The organism is Sphingobacteriaceae bacterium (assembly GCA_016715905.1).
Classification (GTDB): domain Bacteria; phylum Bacteroidota; class Bacteroidia; order B-17B0; family Aurantibacillaceae; genus Aurantibacillus.
Window position 1 is genome coordinate 357,220 of record JADJXI010000020.1, and the last position, 19,464, is coordinate 376,683.

A 19,464-nucleotide genomic window follows, 5' to 3' on the forward strand; every position below is an offset into this window, starting at 1 on the left:
TAAATGAGCAATTCACAAATACATGTGCCTACTATGGCAGAAATGATTGCCAAAGGTGAAGTGCCTGAAATATTATTTTGGGTTGGTTGTAGTGGTAGCTTTGACGATAGAGCAAAGAAAATAACGAAGGCAATTATTCGCATTTTAGATCAAGTAAAATTAAAATTCGCCATTTTGGGAATGGAAGAAAGTTGTAGTGGCGATCCGGCTAAACGCGCCGGAAATGAATTTTTATTTCAGATGCAAGCTATGCAAAACATCACAGTAATGAATGGCTATAGCATAAAAAAAATTGTTACCGGTTGTCCGCATTGTTACAATACACTTAAAAATGAATATCCGGCATTGGGTGGAAATTACGAGGTTATACATCACACCGAATTGGTGCAGCAATTAATTAATGAGGGTAAATTAAAAGTAAATGGCGGTACATTTAAAGGCAAGAAAATAGTTTTTCACGATCCTTGTTATTTAGGTAGGGCTAATGATGTTTATGAAGCACCAAGAAATGTGATTCAAAGCTTAGATGCAGAATTACATGAAATGAAACGGAGTAGAGCCAAAGGACTTTGTTGTGGGGCTGGTGGGGCACAAATGTTTAAAGAAGCTGAGCCGGGAAAGAAAGAAGTTCATGTGGAAAGAACGGAAGAAGCTTTGGCCGAAAATCCGGATATCATTGCTGTGGCCTGTCCGTTTTGTAATACTATGATGACGGATGGAGTAAAACATTTTAATAAGGAATCGAAAACCCGTGTTTTAGATGTTGCAGAATTAATTGCTCAGGCGAATGACCTTTAAAAAATTATACCATTGTTTATTCTGGTTTAGTGTTTTACTAATCAATAATGCTTGTGAGAATTCTAATTCTCAATCTGAACAAGATCAGCATAAAAGCGATAGTTTAAGTTTAAAACTTAATTCACCGGAATTAAAAAAACTAAATGCTGACATTCTATCTGATCCTTCCAACCCTAATTTGTATAATCAAAGAGCTAAAATTTATTGGAAATTGAATCAGTTAATTGAAGCGACAGCAGACGCTATTCGCTCCATTCGATTGGATAGCACCCAAGTAAATTATTATGCTGATTTAGCCGATATTTATTTTGCGCAAAACAAAACGAAATTAGCCAAAGAAACTTTGGAAATCATTGAAGTCAAATTTCCGGAAAATGAGGATGCGCAATTAAAATTGGCAGAACTTTATTTTTTAGTGAAGGATTATCAAGCAGCAATAGATCATACCAACAAAGCTTTGAAAATTAATACGAATCTGGCTCAGGCCTATTTTTTAAAGGGTAATATTTATAGAGAAAGCGGGGATACCGGGAAGGCTATCTCTAATTTAATGACTACCATTGAGCAGGATAATAAATTTGCAATGGCTTATCAGGATTTGGGTGTTATTTACGCTGCTAAAAAAAATCCTTTGGCCTTCGATTTTTACAACAATGCTTTAAAATTAAATCCCAATAACACCGAAGTGAGTTATGGAATTGCCAAGTTGTTGCAAGACTTAAATAAAATAGATGAAGCCATAGATTCTTATACAAAAATTTTGGAAAAAGATGAAAATTGCTTTAACTGTTTATATAATTTAGGCGCAATACACTTCGAAATAAAAAAAGACAACAAAACAGCTTTGGAGTTTTTTTCGAAAACTATTTCTAAGAATCCCAATTATGTGGAAGCCTACTTGGCACGAGGCTTAACGTATTTAAATTTAAAAGATAAAATTGCCGCGAAAGCCGATTTCGAAATGTGCTTACGACTTGAGCCAAACTACCAACCCGCCTTATTGGCTTTGAATCAAATCTAAATTATTTAGTTATTGATTTTCAATACTATCGTTTTTTTTACAATCGGCTTTTAACTTATTTAATTGGTAGTTAAATGAGTGAATTGTGTCGAAAAATGAGTAAATCCAACTATTATATACTCTTGATGAACTAAATTTGTAAAAACACCATTTTAACAAATTAAATAAGATGAAGAAAATATACGCATTTGTGGTTTTAAGTTTAGCGTTTACGAGTTTAAATGCTTTTGATAAAAAACCAAACATCAGCCTGAACAAAAATTCAGAAATTTCTTTTACTGAAAATAAAGGGCAAGTAGGAGATCAATTTTTTAACCCACGCCCGGATGTGAAATTTAGCGGAACAGCCAATGGAATGGTGTTTCATATTCGCAATAATGGCGTGAGTTATCAGTTACACAAAGTTGAAAGCTGGAAGGCTGAAAATGAAGAAATGCCGCAGGAGTTAAATGATGCACCTCAAATTCCAAACGAGGTAACAGTTTATAGAATTGATGAGTATTGGAAAAATTGTAATTTAAATTTTACATCAATTACAGAAAAAGTATTGCCGGGTTACAATAATTATTATACGGCAGTTTGTCCAAATGGTGTAACGAATGTGTTATCCTTTGAAGGTGTTATTCTAAAAAATCTATATAATAATATTGATTTGCATTATTATCAAAGCAAGGGTAATTTAAAACACGATTATTTAGTAGCTGCAAACGCAGATTATACACAAATACAAATTGAAGTTAAGGGTGCCGAAGTTTCCATACAAAAGGATGGGAGCGTATTATTGAAAACACCGCTTGGTAATGTGGAAGAAGGGGCTCCGGTAGTTTATCAAAATGGTAAAAAAATTCAGGCGAATTGGGTATTACGAAATGGTGTTTTAAGCTATAATATTCCGAAATATGATAAAAATTTACCTTTAATAATAGATCCTTTGGTGCGTTCTTGGGGTACTTATTATGGAGGGTCAGGTGTAGACTATCAAAGAGATTTAGACGCGGAAGCTAACGGCAATGTTTTTATAGGAGGTTATACCAATACTAGTTTTGGTACCGGAATAGCAACAGTAGGTTCTCATCAGTCTTCTTTTGGTGGCTCATCTTATGATGCTTATTTAGCTAAATTTAATCAAGCAGGGGTTCGTCAATGGGGAACTTATTATGGTGGAACAGCATTGGATTATGGCCAGGGCTGTGCTGTGGATGGTTCAGGTAATTCATTTTTATCGGGTTATACAGGCAGTTTCAATAATATGTCAACTCCTGGGGCTCATCAATCTGCATTTGGTGGTAGTTCTTATGATGGATTTATAGTTAAATTTAATTCAGCCGGTGTTCGTCAATGGGGTACATATTATGGAGGAACTGGTCTTGATTATGGCCAAGGTTGTTCAGCCGATGCAGCAGGAAATGCTTATTTTACCGGATATACAACATCCTCTAATAACATGACGACGGCCGGGGTTCAGCAGCCTACATTTGGAGGTAGTTCATACGACGCATTTTTAGTAAAGTTCACCAGTGCAGGTACTCGTATTTTCGGAACATATATGGGAGGGACAGGTTTAGATTATGGTCAGGATGTAACTGCGAACGGAAGTGGCAATGCTTACATTACAGGTTACACAAGTAGTGGAAATAATGTTTCGTCGGCCGGCGCTCATCAAGTATCGAGTGGAGGAGGGTATGATGCCTATTTAGTAAAATATAACACAAACGGAACAAGAGCTTGGGGAACTTATTACGGAGGATCGTCTACTGATTATGGTTTCGGTGTACAAGCTAATACAGCCGGAGATGTGGTAATAGGAGGTTATACTGCGAGTTTTAATAATATTTCGAGTCCCGGTTCTCATCAAGTAAGTAATGGTGGAGGAGCTGATAGCTGGGTAGCAAAATTTAATACCAATGGTATACGTCAATGGGGTACTTATTATGGTGGAACTTCAACCGATTATGGAACCAAAGCTTATATTGCCACAAACGGAAATGTTTATATCTCCGGATATACCGGAAGCCAGACAGGAACTGTTATTGCAACGAATGATGGTTGGCAAACTACTTTTGGTGGCAGTTCTTACGATGCCTTTTTCGGTGAGTTTAACTCTACCGGTACAAGATTATATGGAACTTATTATGGAGGTACTTCTTTAGATTACGGTTATGGTATTGCTGCTGTTTCTAATAGTGTTTATCTTGGCGGATATACGCAAAGTACCGGTAATATTTCTAGTCCGGGTAGTCATCAACCTACCGGAAACGGAAGTTATGACGGTTTTCTTGTTAAGTTTGAGCAATGTACTGCACCTTCTGCACCTATAAATACAACACCTCCTGCAAATCATACTATTTGTGCAAATAATTCAACAACTTTAACTGCAAGCGGAACAGCAACATTAACATGGTATGCAACGCCTACCAGTACTGCAGTTTTAGGTACAGGTTCGTCTTATACAACGCCTGTTTTAACTGCTGGGTCATATAGCTATTATGTAGCATCAGTTACTTGCGCAGGTGGGCCACGTGCTCTGATAACAGTAAGTGTAAACCCTGCGCCGGTAGTTAGTGTTACCAGCGGTACATCTTGTCCTAATACCTCTTTCAATATAAATCCAACCGGTGCAATTGCTTATACTTTTAATCCGGCAGGCGGACCAATTTACTCTCCTTCAGTAACTACATCTTATACAGTTATTGGCGTTGATGGTAATGGTTGTGTTTCACAGCCTACAACTGCTTTAATAACTGTTATTCCTTCTCCTACTATAACTGTTAACAGTGGTTCCATTTGTTTAGGTCAAACTTTTACGATGGTTCCTAGTGGAGCATTGAATTATACGTATTCTAGCGGAAGTGCTACGGTTAATCCGGTAACAACTTCTACTTATTACGTAACCGGTGATAGTGGCGGTTGTCCTTCCATTAATGCTGCAGTAAGTGTTGTTACTGTTCAATCTTTACCTTCAGTTACTGTTACAGGCCCAAATGCCATGTGCTTAGGTCAAACTATTGTATTAAACGCGTTTGGTGCCAATACTTATTCTTGGAGTAATGGCGCCGTAACTTCATCTGTTGCGGTTTCTCCTACAGCTTCAATCGCTTATACAGTTGTTGGAACTGGTGTTAATACTTGTGCAGGTCCTGATGTAGTTAAAAATGTATTAGTTAATCCAAATCCTAATGTAAATATTTCAGTAGCTTCTACCGTTATTTGCAGAGGAGAGGAAGTGTTACTTACCGGAAATGCTGCTGATACGTATTCTTGGAATACCGGCGCATTAACCCCAACACTATTAGTCACCCCAAGTGTTAGTATAAGTTACTCAGTTACGGGTACAAATACTACAACGGGTTGTATGGGCAATGCAGCTATAACTATTCAAGTTAATCTTTGTACTGGAGTTGATGACCCGTCTAATCTGGTTTTAAATTTCGGATTGTATCCAAATCCTAATCATGGAGAGTTTATTATTGAAAGCCCTGATGATGGTGAGTTAATAATTTACAATGCTATTGGTGAGCATGTGTTCAACTCAGCGATTAAAACAGGAAAGAATAATATTCGCATCAATCAGTTTGCAAATGGTGTATATTTTGCCAGAGTAACTTATGGCGATGCTGTAAAAGTGATACGTATTATTAAAGATTAATCCTACCAAAAATTATTTAGCCCCTAATTTCTAAGATTAGGGGCTTTTTTTTCGATAAACTTTTATTTATGTGTTATAAGTAAATTTTCTAATCTCCTGCAATAGCTTATATTTGGAATATTATACTTTTCAGATAAAATGAATTCTCAAAAAATAAAAAATGTAGGTATTGCCTTGCAGGGTGGTGGATCGCACGGCGCATTAACCTGGGGGGTGTTAGATCGGCTATTAGAAGAAGAAAGTATTGTTGCTGAAGCGATGTGTGGCACAAGCGCCGGTGCAATTAATGCAGTAACCTGTGCTTATGGCTTACACGTAGGGGGCCCGGATAAGGCACGTGAATTACTTGAATCTTTATGGAAAAGAATTGCTTTAAGTGGAGGCTTTCTTTTTAAGCCCGGATTTTTTGATCAAGCTTTTGGGAATGGAGATATTTATAATAGCGCCGGATATATGTGGTTTAATGCCATGTCGCAAGTACTTTCTCCTTACCATTTCAATCCTTTTAACTACAATCCTTTAAAGGATATATTGAATGATTTGATTGATTTTGACGAATTACACAAATACAACAAAAAGAAATTATTTATATGCGCTACCAATGTTAAAACAAATCGCGCAAAAATATTTACGAATCATAATATTACGGTTGATGCGGTAATGGCTAGCGCATGTCTACCCTTTTTATTCCAGGCCGTTGAAATTGACGGAGAATTTTATTGGGATGGGGGTTATATGGGTAATCCACCTATTTTTCCTTTAATAACCAATACTGAAATTCACGACGTGGTTTTAATTAAAATTAATTCCATTAATATTAATTCAGTACCAACTACCTCTCGCGATATAGCCGACCGTGTAAATGAAATTTCATTCAATAGCAGTTTAATTAATGAAATGAAACTGATTCATTACAGAAATGAATTGATCAGAAATGGTATTATTAAAACTGATGGAAAAACAAATCGAGAAATTTTTGTTCATACCATCAGCGGTTATGATGCATTAAGTCAGCTTAGTTACAGTAGTAAGATGAATACCGCTTGGGAATTTTTATTGGATTTGAAAAATAAAGGTAGGTTAATAGCTGAAAACTGGTTGCAATCTGATTTTAAGCAAGTGGGCCTTAAATCAACTTTTGATTTGCATGAACATTTCTTTGACAAATTTTAGCAAATCAAGTGTTGTAATAACATAAATTGCATCTTAAGAAAGGACCATCACACAATTCAGGAATAATAAATTCTTCAAATTTAGTAGCTTTACTCCTTTGAAAGTGCAATTAGGCATATTTGGTATTCGAAGTGAGAAAATATTTTCTTCTTGTATCCTGTTTTTTCTGCTTTCTTTTAATGTTTTGCATAGTCAAACCTATTTTTCCACCGATTCATTTTATTTATTTAAAAAATATGAGAGCAATAATGGGTTGTTCGGTTTTCAACCCGCTTATCCTGACTCAACGGTATTTGATGAACATGAATTTTTCCCTAGAAATTATTTGGGTAATGTAGGTTTATCATCACCCAATTACCATCAGGCCTTTCAAACTGATCATTTGGGTTTTCGTTTAATCCCCTCTTTTCTTTCTAGTCATAAATTTAATGTTCGTGATGTTTCATATTATAGAAGTAAAGGGCCTTATGCATCAGTAAATGGAATAGCCGGCTCCAAACAGTTACAAATCTTAAAATTGATTTTTACGCATACTTATAAAGAAAAAATTAATCTAACCGTGCAATTTAACCGATACAATTCCAAAGGATTTTATGCCAATCAACAGTCTTACACTAATAATTTTTATATCAGCAGTAATTCTATATCCAAAAAAGGTAGAGCAGGATATTACTTTTATTTCTTAAACAACATAAATCGGTTTCAGGAAAATGGCGGAATTATAGGGGATACACTTAATGAAGCCACTATTATTGAACCCAAGGAATTATTGGGAGTTAAATTACAATCAGCCACGCGTACAAATAAAGAAAATAGCGCCATGATTAATCCGTGGTTTAAGTTGAATAGAACTCCGGATTCTTTAAATAAATTAAATAGCTATTTGCAGCTCAAGTCTATTTATTCGTGGGATTCATATTTATTTAAAGACGATAATTTAATTAATTCAAATTATTATTTTTTATTTTATCACGATACCCTTAAAACCTATGATAGCACATCCCTTAAACAATTTAAGAATGAGATAAGTTACACATTGCGAAAAGGCGGGGGGGGTAGCGGTATATCCATCGGATGCCGCAATGAAATTAATCAGCTTTGGCAAAAAAATGATAGTTTGTTTCAAAACAATTCTGTTTTTGCAGATATTCTTTTTATTCAAAAAAAATCAAAAGACTCTTTAAGCAAAAATCATAGTTCACTAACAAACCGTAATAATTTGCAATATATTTTTCAAGGTCCAAATCAGGGTAATTATTTAATTGAAAATAATACAAACTTGAAATTGAAAAATGAAACCAAGACTGAATTTTATTTGAATGCCTCTGTTGAATCCAGAAATCCGGATCACTTTTTTAATACTTGGGTTAGTAATCATTTTGTTTGGCTCAACAATGGATTTAATCCTCTGCAGGTTTCACAAATAGAGATAGGAACCCGCTTATTTTCAAAAATAAAATTATCTGTTTTTGGAAAAAACACATCCAACTATATTTATATGGATGAACTTGCTTATCCGCATCAGTATAGTGGAAATCTTCAGCAATTGGGCGTTAAAACGCAGGCCTTGTTCATTGTAAAAAAACATCTGGGATTATATTTAGAACATATATATCAGATGAGTAATAATTCAGCCATTCTTAGTTTTCCGGAACATAGTGGAAAAGCAAGATTATTTTATGCAGGAAATTTATTTAAAAATCATTTACAGCTGAATACGGGCGTGCAGGCCGAAGTTTTTACTGCATTTTACGGATATAATTACATGCCGGCCACACAAATGTTTTATCTGCAAAACGAAAATCAAACCTCAACTTATCCATATGTTTCACTTTATTTTAATGCGCGGATACGACCGGTAACCATATTTGTAAAAGTTGAGAACGTATTGCAGAATTATGTTGGCCTAAATTATTCACTCGCTCCCGGTTATTTTCAACCCGATCGTTGTTTCAGATTGGGAATTAAATGGTTGTTTTTTGACTAAGTATCAAATTATTGCCTTTAATTTAATTGTAATTTTTTTTTGATAACGTCAGGTTTTTAAATACATTTACTTCAGGTAAAACTTTGTCATTTAAAATGTCAATTTCAACGGATAACAAATACGCTTCTATCGAAAAATTATTTGATAGTTTAAGTGACTATGAAATTAGTTATGCCTATAGGGGAGATTTTACCCAGAAATTAACCGACAGCATTTTAGCACTTTCTGAAACAAAAATGGAAGTGATTAATGAACCTTTAAAGAATCGGAAAAAGGTATACTTTATAATGGTTGAGTCATTACAAAATATTACTAGGCATCAAGATTCTGAGGTATTGGATGGCTTTTTTTCTATACACAAATCTTCTACCGGATTTTTAATTACCTCGGGCAACGTGATTGAAACCAAAAATGTTGAGCCTTTAAAGACGAAGTTTGAGAAATTAAACTCCATGACACCGGAACAGCTCAAGGAGCATTATTACGAAGTGTTGAATGAAGGAGGATTTTCTGACAAGGGAGGTGCCGGATTAGGATTGATTGAGATGGTTAGAAAATCGGGCAACAAATTATCATATGAGTTTTCAAAAGTAAATGACACACATTCCTTCTTTTATTATCAAATTAATGTAAAGACCGGAGGGGCCGGTGATTTTCATTCGCAAGATACCTTAGTACATAATTTTGTTCTGGCAAAAAATGTACATAACATGATTAATGATAATCATGTGAAATTATTTTTTCACGGTAGGTTTGAACACGAAAGTTTAAAGAGTTTAATCTCGATGACTGAAACTAGCCTTTCCATCACAATTAGCACAACTTTAAAGAAAACTATTGTTGCTGTTATGATAGAAATGTTACAGAATATTTCCTATCACGGAGTAAGTCTGAATGAAAACGCGAAGGATAAGCCAGGATTATTAATGCTTTGTGAAGAGCCGGACGTGTACAATATGATAACCGGTAATTTTATACTAAATGAAAAAATTGAGCATTTTGAAAAGCATGTGAACTATATCAATTCTTTAGATGACGAAGGTTTAAATAAGTTATATAACGAAGTAATCTTGAAAGAAAATAATGTGGGAGAATTAGGTGCAGGTTTGGGTTTAATCGACTTGCGTTTTAAAACACAGCATAAAATTGAAACAGCAATTATTAAACGCTCCGACACCAAATCTTTTTTAATTGTTAAAACAAGTATATCAATTTAATGATGGAGTCACTCCATATCGAAGCCACGGACGATACGCCCAAAATTAGTTTCAACCCCCAAAATGGCATGATGGAAATTTCTTCGCGCTCACTTCCTGAAAACGCAGGTGCCTTTTATGATAAAGTAAATAATTGGTTTAAAGTTTATTTAAACCATGCTCATGAAAAAACAACGGTTAAATTTCATTTCGATTATATCAGCACTTCCTCCGCCAAGCAACTTATACAACTATTTAATAGTTTAAATCAACTAGCGAAATCAAAAAAAGTTGATATACTTTGGTGTTACGATCAGGGAGATTCAGATATGTTGCAAACCGGGCAACGACTTCAAAAATTAAGTGAAGTTGAATTTCAGTATCAAGAAATATAAATAAGATTACTTTTTAAGTAAATAACCTTTTTCCAACGTAAAAGCTTCTTTTTCCCCTAATTTTAATTCAATATCTTCTACAACTTCCTGAAAACCTTTTTTAGAAACTTTTAATTTATAAGAACCTGCCTTTAAGGTAAGAAAGTATTCTCCGGCTTCATTAGTAGAAGTAGATGCAACTTGTTTTCCATCTGAACTCTGCACTTCAATATCTACATCGATGATTCCGTATCCTTCATTGCCATCGCGAATGGTCCCTTTTAAAATACTAAGGCCATTGTTACTCACTTTTTTTCCGTCTGTTTCCAATATTGCATAATCCTTCAAATCAATTTTATAAATGTCAGATTCACCAAGCCCTCCTTTGCGATCGCTTGAAATGTAAGCAGTTTTAGCATCGGCACTCAAAGTGATTTGTCCTTCGCGCCCACTGGTATTAATTGGATATCCCAAATTTACCGGCTCAGACCATTTTCCGTTTTCATAAACTGTTTTGAATATATCATAACTGCCCATACTGGAGGGACCGTTGCTGCAGAAAAATAAGGTTTTACCATCCGGCGCTAGAAAAACTGCTCCCTCATCAAAAACAGTATTTACTCCGGCACCTAAATTAACAGGCTTTTCCCACTCTTGTTTATTTTTTCTGACAACCATATAAATATCACTTCTTCCCACTCCACCTTTTCGCTCGCTAAAAAAGAAATATTTTTTTCCGTCGGGAGAAACACAAGCGCCACCTTCCCAATTCATAGACGAAATAGGCTTTCCGATTGGAGCGGGAGTTCTCCATTTGCCGTTACTGATTTTAGATACGTAAACTTCTCCTCCAATACTTCTTTTATCTGCGGCATCATTTTTATAAATAAAAATTTGTTTACCATCCGGTGAAATGCTGGTACAAGCATCATGCCCTTTGGTGTTAATGCTTGAGCCCATATCTACCGCTTTCCCGAAGTTATGTGTTGAATCTATATCACTGTAATAAATATCTTCAAAATATTTTCCGTCACCTTCTGCGTCTACCGGTGAATCTGTATTTTTTGGCCTTCTACTGGTAAATACCATTCTACTTCCATCCGCACTGATACATGGATTTTTATCATCGTAAGGTCCGTTGATATCCTGTCCCATATTAGTAATAACCACATCAATTGGATTAGCCATGTATTTTTTAGCATTTTGACACTGACTTAAAAGCACATCCGCATCTTCATTACTATCTTCATCTTTACTGGGCGCATTTTTAAATAAAGTAAATTCTTCAATAGCTTTGTCAAAATTCTCTTCCATTTGATAAATTTTTCCCAACTCTACATGCGTTTCAGGCTTCACATTGTTATTGGTGGCAATTGCCTTTAAAAAATATTCTTTGGCCTTATCAAACTTATTCATTTTTGAATTGCAATAACCTATATAATGAATAACGGAAGCATTATTAGGATCATTATGTTCAATTTCGCGATATAAGTTGATGGCACTCAAATATTGGCCGGCATACATTTTTTGTTTGGCTAAGCCAAATTTGGCCAAATCTCCGGCATCTTTAAACAAACTTTTGCTTTTTTTGTCTTTTTTTTCACCTTCGCTTCCTTCAGTTTGTGCAAATACCGAAGATGATAAAATTAATAGCGTAATTACGAACTTATACATAGGCAGTTTTTAGTCATTTTAAATGTACAATTTTATTTTATAATATGCGGTAATTTGGGTTTTTTTTGATATTTTTGAAAGACTACGGCACATTCATTTATAACGAAAAACATGAAAAATAAAATACGATTACAGATTATTATTGGTTTGCTATTTATTGGATATTCTAAAGCTCAGGTTACTTGGGCGGATGATATTGCCGCAATTATGTATTCTAAATGCACAAGTTGTCATCATGTTGGTGGCTTAGCCCCAAATCCATTAATGACTTATGCGCAAGCTTTCAACTATAAAAATTTAATAAATACATATGTAAACAATAAATACATGCCGCCTTGGCCTCCGGATGCAGAATATAAACATTTGGCATTTGAACGTTTAGTGTCAGCTAGTGATAAACAAAAAATAAGTGATTGGGTTTTAGCCGGAGCACCGGAAGGAAATCCAAACAATGCCCCACCGGCCCCATCGTATACTAATAATATTTCTCAATTAAATACAATTGATTTTACTGGAAAAATGCCGGATTATACGGTAAATACTTCACAGGATTTGTATCGTTGTTTTGTTATTCCAACTAATTTGGCTTCAGATAAGTTTGTTTCAGAAATAGAAGTGAAACCGGGAAATACTGCAATTGTACATCACGTTTTGATATTTGAAGATACATCACAAATCATAGTAAATAAAGATAATTTAGATCCGGGTCCGGGTTATACTTCCTTTTTTGGAACGGGTAGTGGAAGCTCTAGATTGGTAGGCGAATGGGTGCCTGGTACTGCACCAATTAAATTCCCTTCGAATATGGGTGTGAGGCTTAAGGCTAATACCCGATTAGTAATGCAAGTACATTATCCCGGAGGTACATTTAATGCTTTAGATAGTACACGGGTTAATATAAAATATGCACCGGGTTCACCGCGCGAAGTATTTATTGCTCCAATTTTAACAGAAACAAATGTAATTAATCCTCCATTTACAATAGCTGCCAATACTATTCAAACATTTACGCAGCAATACACAAATTCCTTCCCATTACCTTTTACACTTTTATCGGTTGCTCCACACATGCACCTCATTGGTAAGTCGTATAAAGTTTATGCAATTGGAATTGTTAACGATACTATTCCGTTAATTTATATTCCGAAATGGGATTTCAGATGGCAAGGCGTATATGCATTTAGAAACCCAATAAAAATGGGACCCAATTACAAGGTGATTGGAGAAACATCATATGATAATACAGCCTCTAATCCATTTAATCCAAACACGCCGCCGCAAAATATTTCACAAGGAGAAAGTACAACGGAGGAGATGATGCAAACTTATTTTGCATTTCTGTTATATCAGGCCGGTGATGAAAATATTGTTGTAGATGATTCGCCAACTGTTGGGGTGGATGAGAATAGTTCACTAAACAGTATAGTTAAAACCCTTCAATTGTATGAAGTGTTTCCAAATCCGGGAGTGGGCGTATTAAAAATGAATTATTTCGCTCCTGAAAAATTAAACACCGAAGCTTCCGTTTTTTCTGTTGATGGAAAATTAGTTAAACAATGGAAAGTTCAACTTCAAGCTGGATTTGGCGTTATGCAATTGCCAACAGAAAACCTGTCTAAAGGACAATATTTTGTTCGAATCCAAACTAAACAATATTCAAAAACCAGAACTTTTATAATAAATGAATAAAATTTTTCGAATTGCTTCAATTCTTATTTTACTTTTATTTTTAGCACATTCCTGCGTGAAAGATAAAGGTAAACCCGTTGAGGTAGCTCCTCCTCCGGGTGCATGTGATACAATTACTTACACCAATCATGTTAAATCAATCGTAGATTTGAAGTGCGGAAGTTTGGCCAATGGCGGGGCAGGTTGTCATTCGGGTGGTTTTCCTCAAGCTGGCGTAAGTTTAACAACATACCAAGAGGTATTAGGTAAAGCAGAGCGTATTGACGACAGAGCGGTAAAAATGAAAACAATGCCTCCTGCTGGTCAACCTCAATTATCTCCTTCAGAATTAGAGCAGGTAAGTTGTTGGTTAGGTAACGGACGGAAAGAGTAATTAATCTTTTTTACGAATACTCACAACAATAGGTACTCCACTAAAGTTGTAATTTTCCCGAATTTTATTTTCTAAAAATCGTTTATAGCTTTCTTGCACGTATTGCGGTAAGTTACAGTAAAACATAAATAAGGCTTCTCCTTTTAATTTAGAAACGTATTTTATTTTTACTTCTTTTCCTTTAATAGATGGTGGCGGATGCGATTCAATGATTGGAAGCATCACATCATTTACTTCTCTGGTTTTAATTTCCTGCGTTTTATTTTGGTAAACCTGCATGGCCAGTTCAACAGCTTTCATGATTCTGAGTTTATCATTTACCGAGACAAATAAAATAGGAATATCTCGAAAAGGAGCAATTCGTTCTCTAATTCGGTCTTCATAAGCTTTCGCCGTTTTCGTATCCTTTTCAATTAAATCCCATTTGTTTACAATAATGGCTACGCCCTTTCGGTTCTTTTCTATCAAACTTAATATACTTAAATCCTGAGATTCAACTCCGTTTTCAGCATCAATCATCAATAAACAAACATCACTGTTTTCAATCGCATTAATGGTTCGCAGTACACTGTAAAATTCTAAATCTTCGTGCACTTTCGCTTTTCGTCGCATACCTGCCGTATCAATCAGCCAAAAATCATGTCCGTATTTTGTATATCGGGTATGTATAGAGTCTCGTGTTGTTCCTGCAATAGATGTAACAATGTTTCTCTCTTCTCCTAATAAAGCATTGGCTAATGAAGATTTGCCAACATTGGGTCTGCCCACAATGGCTATTTTCGGAATGGTAGTAGTTTCAATAATACCTTCTTGTTCTGGTAGAGATTTTATAACCGCATCGAGCATATCTCCTGTACCACTGCCATTTACTGCCGAAATGGGGTAAACTTCCCCTAATCCTAATTGATAAAAATCAGCCGCATAAGACGATCGTTCGTGATTATCAGATTTATTCGCAACAAGAATAACGGGTTTTTTACTTTTTCTTAAAATGTTAGCTACGTCTTTGTCGTAAGCAGTAATCCCCTCATTTACATCAACTACAAAAATTAATAGATTACTTTCTTCAATCGCAATTTGAACTTGTTTGCGAATTTCTTCTTCAAAAATATCATCGCTCCCTTTAATATAACCACCGGTATCAACTAGCGAAAACTCTTTTCCGCCCCATTCTGCTTTGCCGTAATGCCTGTCGCGGGTAACCCCTGCAATTTCATCTACTATGGCTTGCCTGGTTTCAGTTAATCGATTGAAAAGTGTTGATTTTCCAACATTCGGACGTCCAACTATAGCAACTAAATTCGGCATAAGGATGCAAAAGTACTAAGAATTTAGGGATTTTACCGGATTAAAGTATAATTCTAATACGTATAGGTTTTGTAAAAAAGTGATTGATTTTGTATATTTGGTTGATGCGCGGTTTTATTATATGTATTGTTATTTTTTGCTGCTTGCCTAACTATTTATTTGCGCAGTCAAAAAAAGAAAATCGCGTGGTTAAACCCATTGCATCGATGGGAATTCGCTTTACTGAAAACTTGGGCCAATGGGAACCAAATATATTAGCTAAAGCGAGACTCGGTGGCGGCGCTCTATTTATAGAAAAAAACTGCCTTACATTTAATTTTTTTGACAGAGAAAAATTTCGTTCGCTGCACGGATTGCCCTATGATAAAAATAATCCGGGTAAATACGGATTTAATTACCACGCCTATAAAATTCATTTCAATCATTGTAATCTGAATCCTGAATTTATTAAGGAAAAAAAAGAAACGTATTATGAAAATTATTTTATTGGTAAGGATCAAAGTAAATGGAAGGGTAATGTAGGTTGTTATAATACCGTTTGGTTAAAAAATATTTATCCGGGAATTGATTATGAAATGGATGTGAAGGAAGCCGGTATTAAATATAATTTCCATGTGAAAGCCGGAGCTGATGTAAATAAAATTCAGATGCGTTATGAAGGAGTTGAAAAAATTAATATTCGAAATGGCGTTTTGGTAATCGGATTAGATTTTAAAGACGTAATAGAGAATAAACCATTCGCGTTTCAAAATATTAATGGAGAATTAAAACCGGTTAAATGTAATTTTCGTTTAGACGGACGTGTAGTTAGTTTTGATTTTCCTGATGGGTATAACGAAAATGAAGATTTGATTATTGATCCAATATTGGTGTTTTCTGCTCAAGCTGGCGCAACTGCAGATAATTTTGGAATGACGGCTACCTTTGATGATTTGGGTAACTTATATAGTGGAGGTACCGTTTTTGATGTAGGTTATCCATTTGTTTTAGGAATTACCAATATTTTTAACGGCCCGCCGGCTTATGGGAATACCGATATTTTTATTACGAAATATAATTCTATTGGTAATAGTTTAATTTACTCAACATACCTCGGAGGAAACCGAACAGAGGTTGTTTCCAGTTTGATAGTGGATAATAACAATAATTTATGTTTATATGGCGCAACGGGTTCGGCAAATTTTCCGGTAACTGCAGGTTGTGCTTATCCGGCATTTGCAGGGGGGACAAATATAGGATTTATTAGTAACGGTTCGGTGTTTTACGATGGTACCGATATTTATATTGCCAAACTTAACGCCAACGGTAACAGTTTGTTGGGTTGTACCTATTATGGAGGCTCCGGAAACGACGGAGTGAATTATCAGCCTACTACTTATACAACTTCATTCGCGCTATTACCTGCTCCCGGCACCGCAACAACCAATACCAGTGATTATAACACCTTGGTGTCAAATTATGGTGATACCTATCGCGGAGAAATTCAAGTGGATAATTCCAATAATATTTACATCGTAAGTTCAACTCGTTCATCAAATTTGCCCATGGTGAATGCTATAGATGGGAGTTTGGGGGGTGTGCAGGATGCAGTAGTGGCGAAATTTAATTCAAACTTAACCTCGTTAATATACAGTACTTATTTAGGAGGATCATTAATGGAATGTGGAAATGGTATGTTTGTAAGACCGAATGAAGAAGTATATGTTACCGGAGGAACTACCAGCGCAGATTTTCCCGGTACTGCAGGGGGTGAAGCAGCTGCCTTTCAAGGTGGAGTGTGCGATGGTTTTTTAACAAAAATAAATCCTGCCGGCAACGCAATTCTACAATCAACTTATATTGGAACTTCATCCTACGACAATTCATTTTTTGTTTCTTGTAATGTAGCCGGCGACCCTCATGTTTTTGGTCAATCACTCGGAAATATGCCTATTGTAGGTGCTCCAATTTATAGTGTTGCACTCACACATCAATTTATTACTAAATACAATCAAACTTTAACTTCAAAAATATTTTCTACAGTATTTGGAAGCAACACTAGTAATTTTGATATATCTCCTTCGGCCTTTGCGGTTGATGAATGTGACGGAAGCATATATCTTTCAGGTTGGGGAGGTAATATATTAACGCAAGTTCCAATTGGAGGAATGCCCTTGTTAAATCCTACGCAAGGCACTACAACAGGTTTTGATTTTTATTTGATGGCTTTAGGTCCTAATGCAAATTCGTTAGTTTATGGATCTTATTATGGAGGTGCAAGTAGTCAGGAACATGTGGATGGTGGAACGTCAAGATTTGATCGAAGGGGAGTTATCTATCAATCCGTTTGTGCCGGCTGCGGTGGCAATCAAGATTTTCCGCATACACCATTTACTTGGCCTTGTCCTAATCAACAAAACTGTCCCAATCCTAATCCTTCTCCAAATTGTAACAACGGTGTTTTTAAATTAGATTTTGAGCAAAATACGGTGGCAACCATTAATCAGAATACGGTAACAGGTTGCGTACCGTTAGTTGTTACATTCACTAATGTAACCCCGGGTACCGGATTTATTTGGCATTTCGGTAACGGACAAACGAATTCGGTAACGCCAAATCCAACTTTTACCTATACGCAACCCGGAACTTACACTGTCTCTCTTGTCGTTTATGATGTAACCAAGTGTGTACAAAAGGATAGTACCACTTCTTTAGTAGTTGTAATTCCGGGTCCGGATGTGGCCTTTAATGCGTCATTATCCCCTTGCACAAATACTGTAACTTTTGTAAATAATTCTACCGGTACATTAATTGTTAATCCATTTATTTGGAATTTGGGTGACGGATCACCAACACAAACGATTAACGCTCCGGCTCCTCATGTTTACACCACAACCGGAACATACACAATAACCTTAACTACTTTGGGTGCAAACGGATGTTCGGCTACTGCTGTTCAAACCGTGAATATATTTAATTTTAATCCTAGTGTTAATAGTGCAAACCTATGTTTGGGCTCCTCTATAAATTTATTGGCAAGTGGAGGAACTTCTTATACATGGTCACCTCCGGAGAACGTTAGTAATCCAAATGTGGCCGGGCCTACAGTTAACCCTACAGTTACTACTATATATACCATTCAAATTGAAAATAATTCACAAGGTTATGTTTGCAGTAAAACTTTAACAACCGAAGTAAAAGTATTTCCTAAACCCAATGCTTCATTTGCCTATACAATGAATCCATGTGGAGGGGGAGTGAATTTTATCGACGGTTCTGTTGCCAATATTTCGAGCTGGGATTGGACCTTAACAGTTAATGCAACAAGTACCGTGCAAAATCCATATTATTTTTATAGTAATGGTGGCACGCACTCTGTAATATTGGTAGTGACCAATAGTGATGGATGTAAAGATACGATGACTGATGTGATTCAAGTTGCGGTTCCGCCTCCTTTGTCAATCAACGCCAATTCATTAATTTGTTTAGGAAGTTCCGCCCAATTAAATGCGTCAGGTGGAATTGGATATACTTGGACTCCTTCAGCCACTTTAAATAATGCTAATATTGCCAACCCTATTGCATCACCAAGTGTAAGTACGCAGTATTCGGTTCTAATTACAACATCTAATAGCTGCACATTTATGTTGATGACCAATGTTGGAGTTTCATTTCCTTCTAGCGTTCAGGTTTCAGCAAGTGCCAATCCTACTTTTGTGATTGTTGGAAATACAACTACATTAATTTATACCGGAGCTCCCGGTGCAAATGTTGGTTGGTTACCGGTTGGAAGCACAACACCGGCGGTTGGTTATACGGTAACGGTAGCCCCAGTTAAACCTACAACTTATACAGCAGTTGCGGGTTATGGAGCATGTACTGAGCAGGCCACCGTAGCAGTTGATGCCTTTACGGAGGGATGTATTGAAAAAGACGTTTTTGTTCCTAATACATTTACACCAAATGGAGATGGTCAGAATGATGTATTATTTGTTCGGGGTTTAAAAGTAGATGAGGTTTATTTTGCAGTATATAACCGTTGGGGCGAAATGGTATTTGAAACAAAAGAAAAAAATAAAGGCTGGGACGGTATTTACAAAGGACGACCTGCTGATGTAGGTGTTTTTGGATGGTATTTGAAAGTGAAGTGTTTTAATGGTGAAGAGACTTTCAGAAAAGGAAACGTTACATTGATCAGATAATTGCGAATAATTTTCCCTAAATAATTGATTTTTAAAGGCAATTA

Annotated in this window: 12 protein-coding genes; 10 read left to right on the plus strand and 2 right to left on the minus strand. The window is 35.8% G+C overall.

What is annotated here, in order from left to right; translation table 11 throughout:
- The first annotated feature begins 3 nt into the window (after positions 1 to 3).
- The 7 genes from IPM51_16935 (at position 4) to IPM51_16965 (ending at position 10,216) form a co-directional block, all read left to right on the plus strand.
- Positions 4 to 798 carry a (Fe-S)-binding protein gene (locus IPM51_16935; GenBank protein ID MBK9285984.1) on the plus strand — a complete coding sequence of 265 codons (795 nt, stop codon included), beginning with the start codon at positions 4 to 6 and terminating at the stop codon, positions 796 to 798.
- Entirely contained in the window at positions 788 to 1,819 is a 1,032-nt protein-coding gene (locus IPM51_16940) for a tetratricopeptide repeat protein (protein MBK9285985.1), read from the plus strand. The genes IPM51_16935 and IPM51_16940 overlap by 11 nt, the downstream gene beginning before the upstream one ends.
- Positions 1,820 to 1,988: 169 nt before the next feature.
- On the plus strand, positions 1,989 to 5,465 hold the full coding sequence (locus IPM51_16945; GenBank protein MBK9285986.1) for a T9SS type A sorting domain-containing protein: 3,477 nt from the start codon (positions 1,989 to 1,991) through the stop codon (positions 5,463 to 5,465).
- A 138-nt stretch (positions 5,466 to 5,603) separates the two neighbouring features.
- Positions 5,604 to 6,638, plus strand: coding sequence for a patatin-like phospholipase family protein (locus IPM51_16950; GenBank protein MBK9285987.1), 1,035 nt, complete (start codon positions 5,604 to 5,606; stop codon positions 6,636 to 6,638).
- Between the two features lie 97 nt (positions 6,639 to 6,735).
- Entirely contained in the window at positions 6,736 to 8,625 is a 1,890-nt protein-coding gene (locus IPM51_16955; protein MBK9285988.1) for a hypothetical protein, read from the plus strand.
- Between the two features lie 95 nt (positions 8,626 to 8,720).
- Entirely contained in the window at positions 8,721 to 9,842 is a 1,122-nt protein-coding gene (locus tag IPM51_16960; GenBank protein ID MBK9285989.1) for a hypothetical protein, read from the plus strand.
- Positions 9,842 to 10,216: a DUF1987 domain-containing protein gene (locus tag IPM51_16965; protein MBK9285990.1), complete on the plus strand. Its 375-nt coding sequence runs from the start codon at positions 9,842 to 9,844 to the stop codon at positions 10,214 to 10,216. Before IPM51_16960 ends, IPM51_16965 begins: the two co-directional genes overlap by 1 nt.
- Positions 10,217 to 10,222: 6 nt before the next feature.
- Here the strand turns inward: IPM51_16965 and IPM51_16970 are convergent, their stop codons facing one another.
- Entirely contained in the window at positions 10,223 to 11,869 is a 1,647-nt protein-coding gene (locus IPM51_16970) for a PD40 domain-containing protein (protein MBK9285991.1), read from the minus strand.
- Positions 11,870 to 11,980: 111 nt separating this feature from the next.
- On the opposite strand from IPM51_16970, the gene IPM51_16975 reads away from it, so the two are divergent.
- The gene (locus IPM51_16975; GenBank protein ID MBK9285992.1) at positions 11,981 to 13,558 is read left to right on the plus strand and encodes a T9SS type A sorting domain-containing protein; all 1,578 of its coding nucleotides are present in this window, start codon (positions 11,981 to 11,983) and stop codon (positions 13,556 to 13,558) included.
- Complete coding sequence (locus IPM51_16980; protein ID MBK9285993.1) at positions 13,551 to 13,931, plus strand: hypothetical protein; 381 nt, start codon at positions 13,551 to 13,553, stop codon at positions 13,929 to 13,931. The genes IPM51_16975 and IPM51_16980 overlap by 8 nt, the downstream gene beginning before the upstream one ends.
- On the opposite strand, the gene der is transcribed toward IPM51_16980, so the two are convergent.
- A complete protein-coding gene (gene der, locus IPM51_16985; GenBank protein ID MBK9285994.1) occupies positions 13,932 to 15,239 on the minus strand; it encodes a ribosome biogenesis GTPase Der in 1,308 nt (435 codons plus the stop codon).
- A 143-nt stretch (positions 15,240 to 15,382) separates the two neighbouring features.
- Between der and IPM51_16990 the strand changes: the two genes are divergently transcribed.
- Entirely contained in the window at positions 15,383 to 19,420 is a 4,038-nt protein-coding gene (locus IPM51_16990; protein ID MBK9285995.1) for a gliding motility-associated C-terminal domain-containing protein, read from the plus strand.
- Positions 19,421 to 19,464 lie beyond the last annotated feature (44 nt).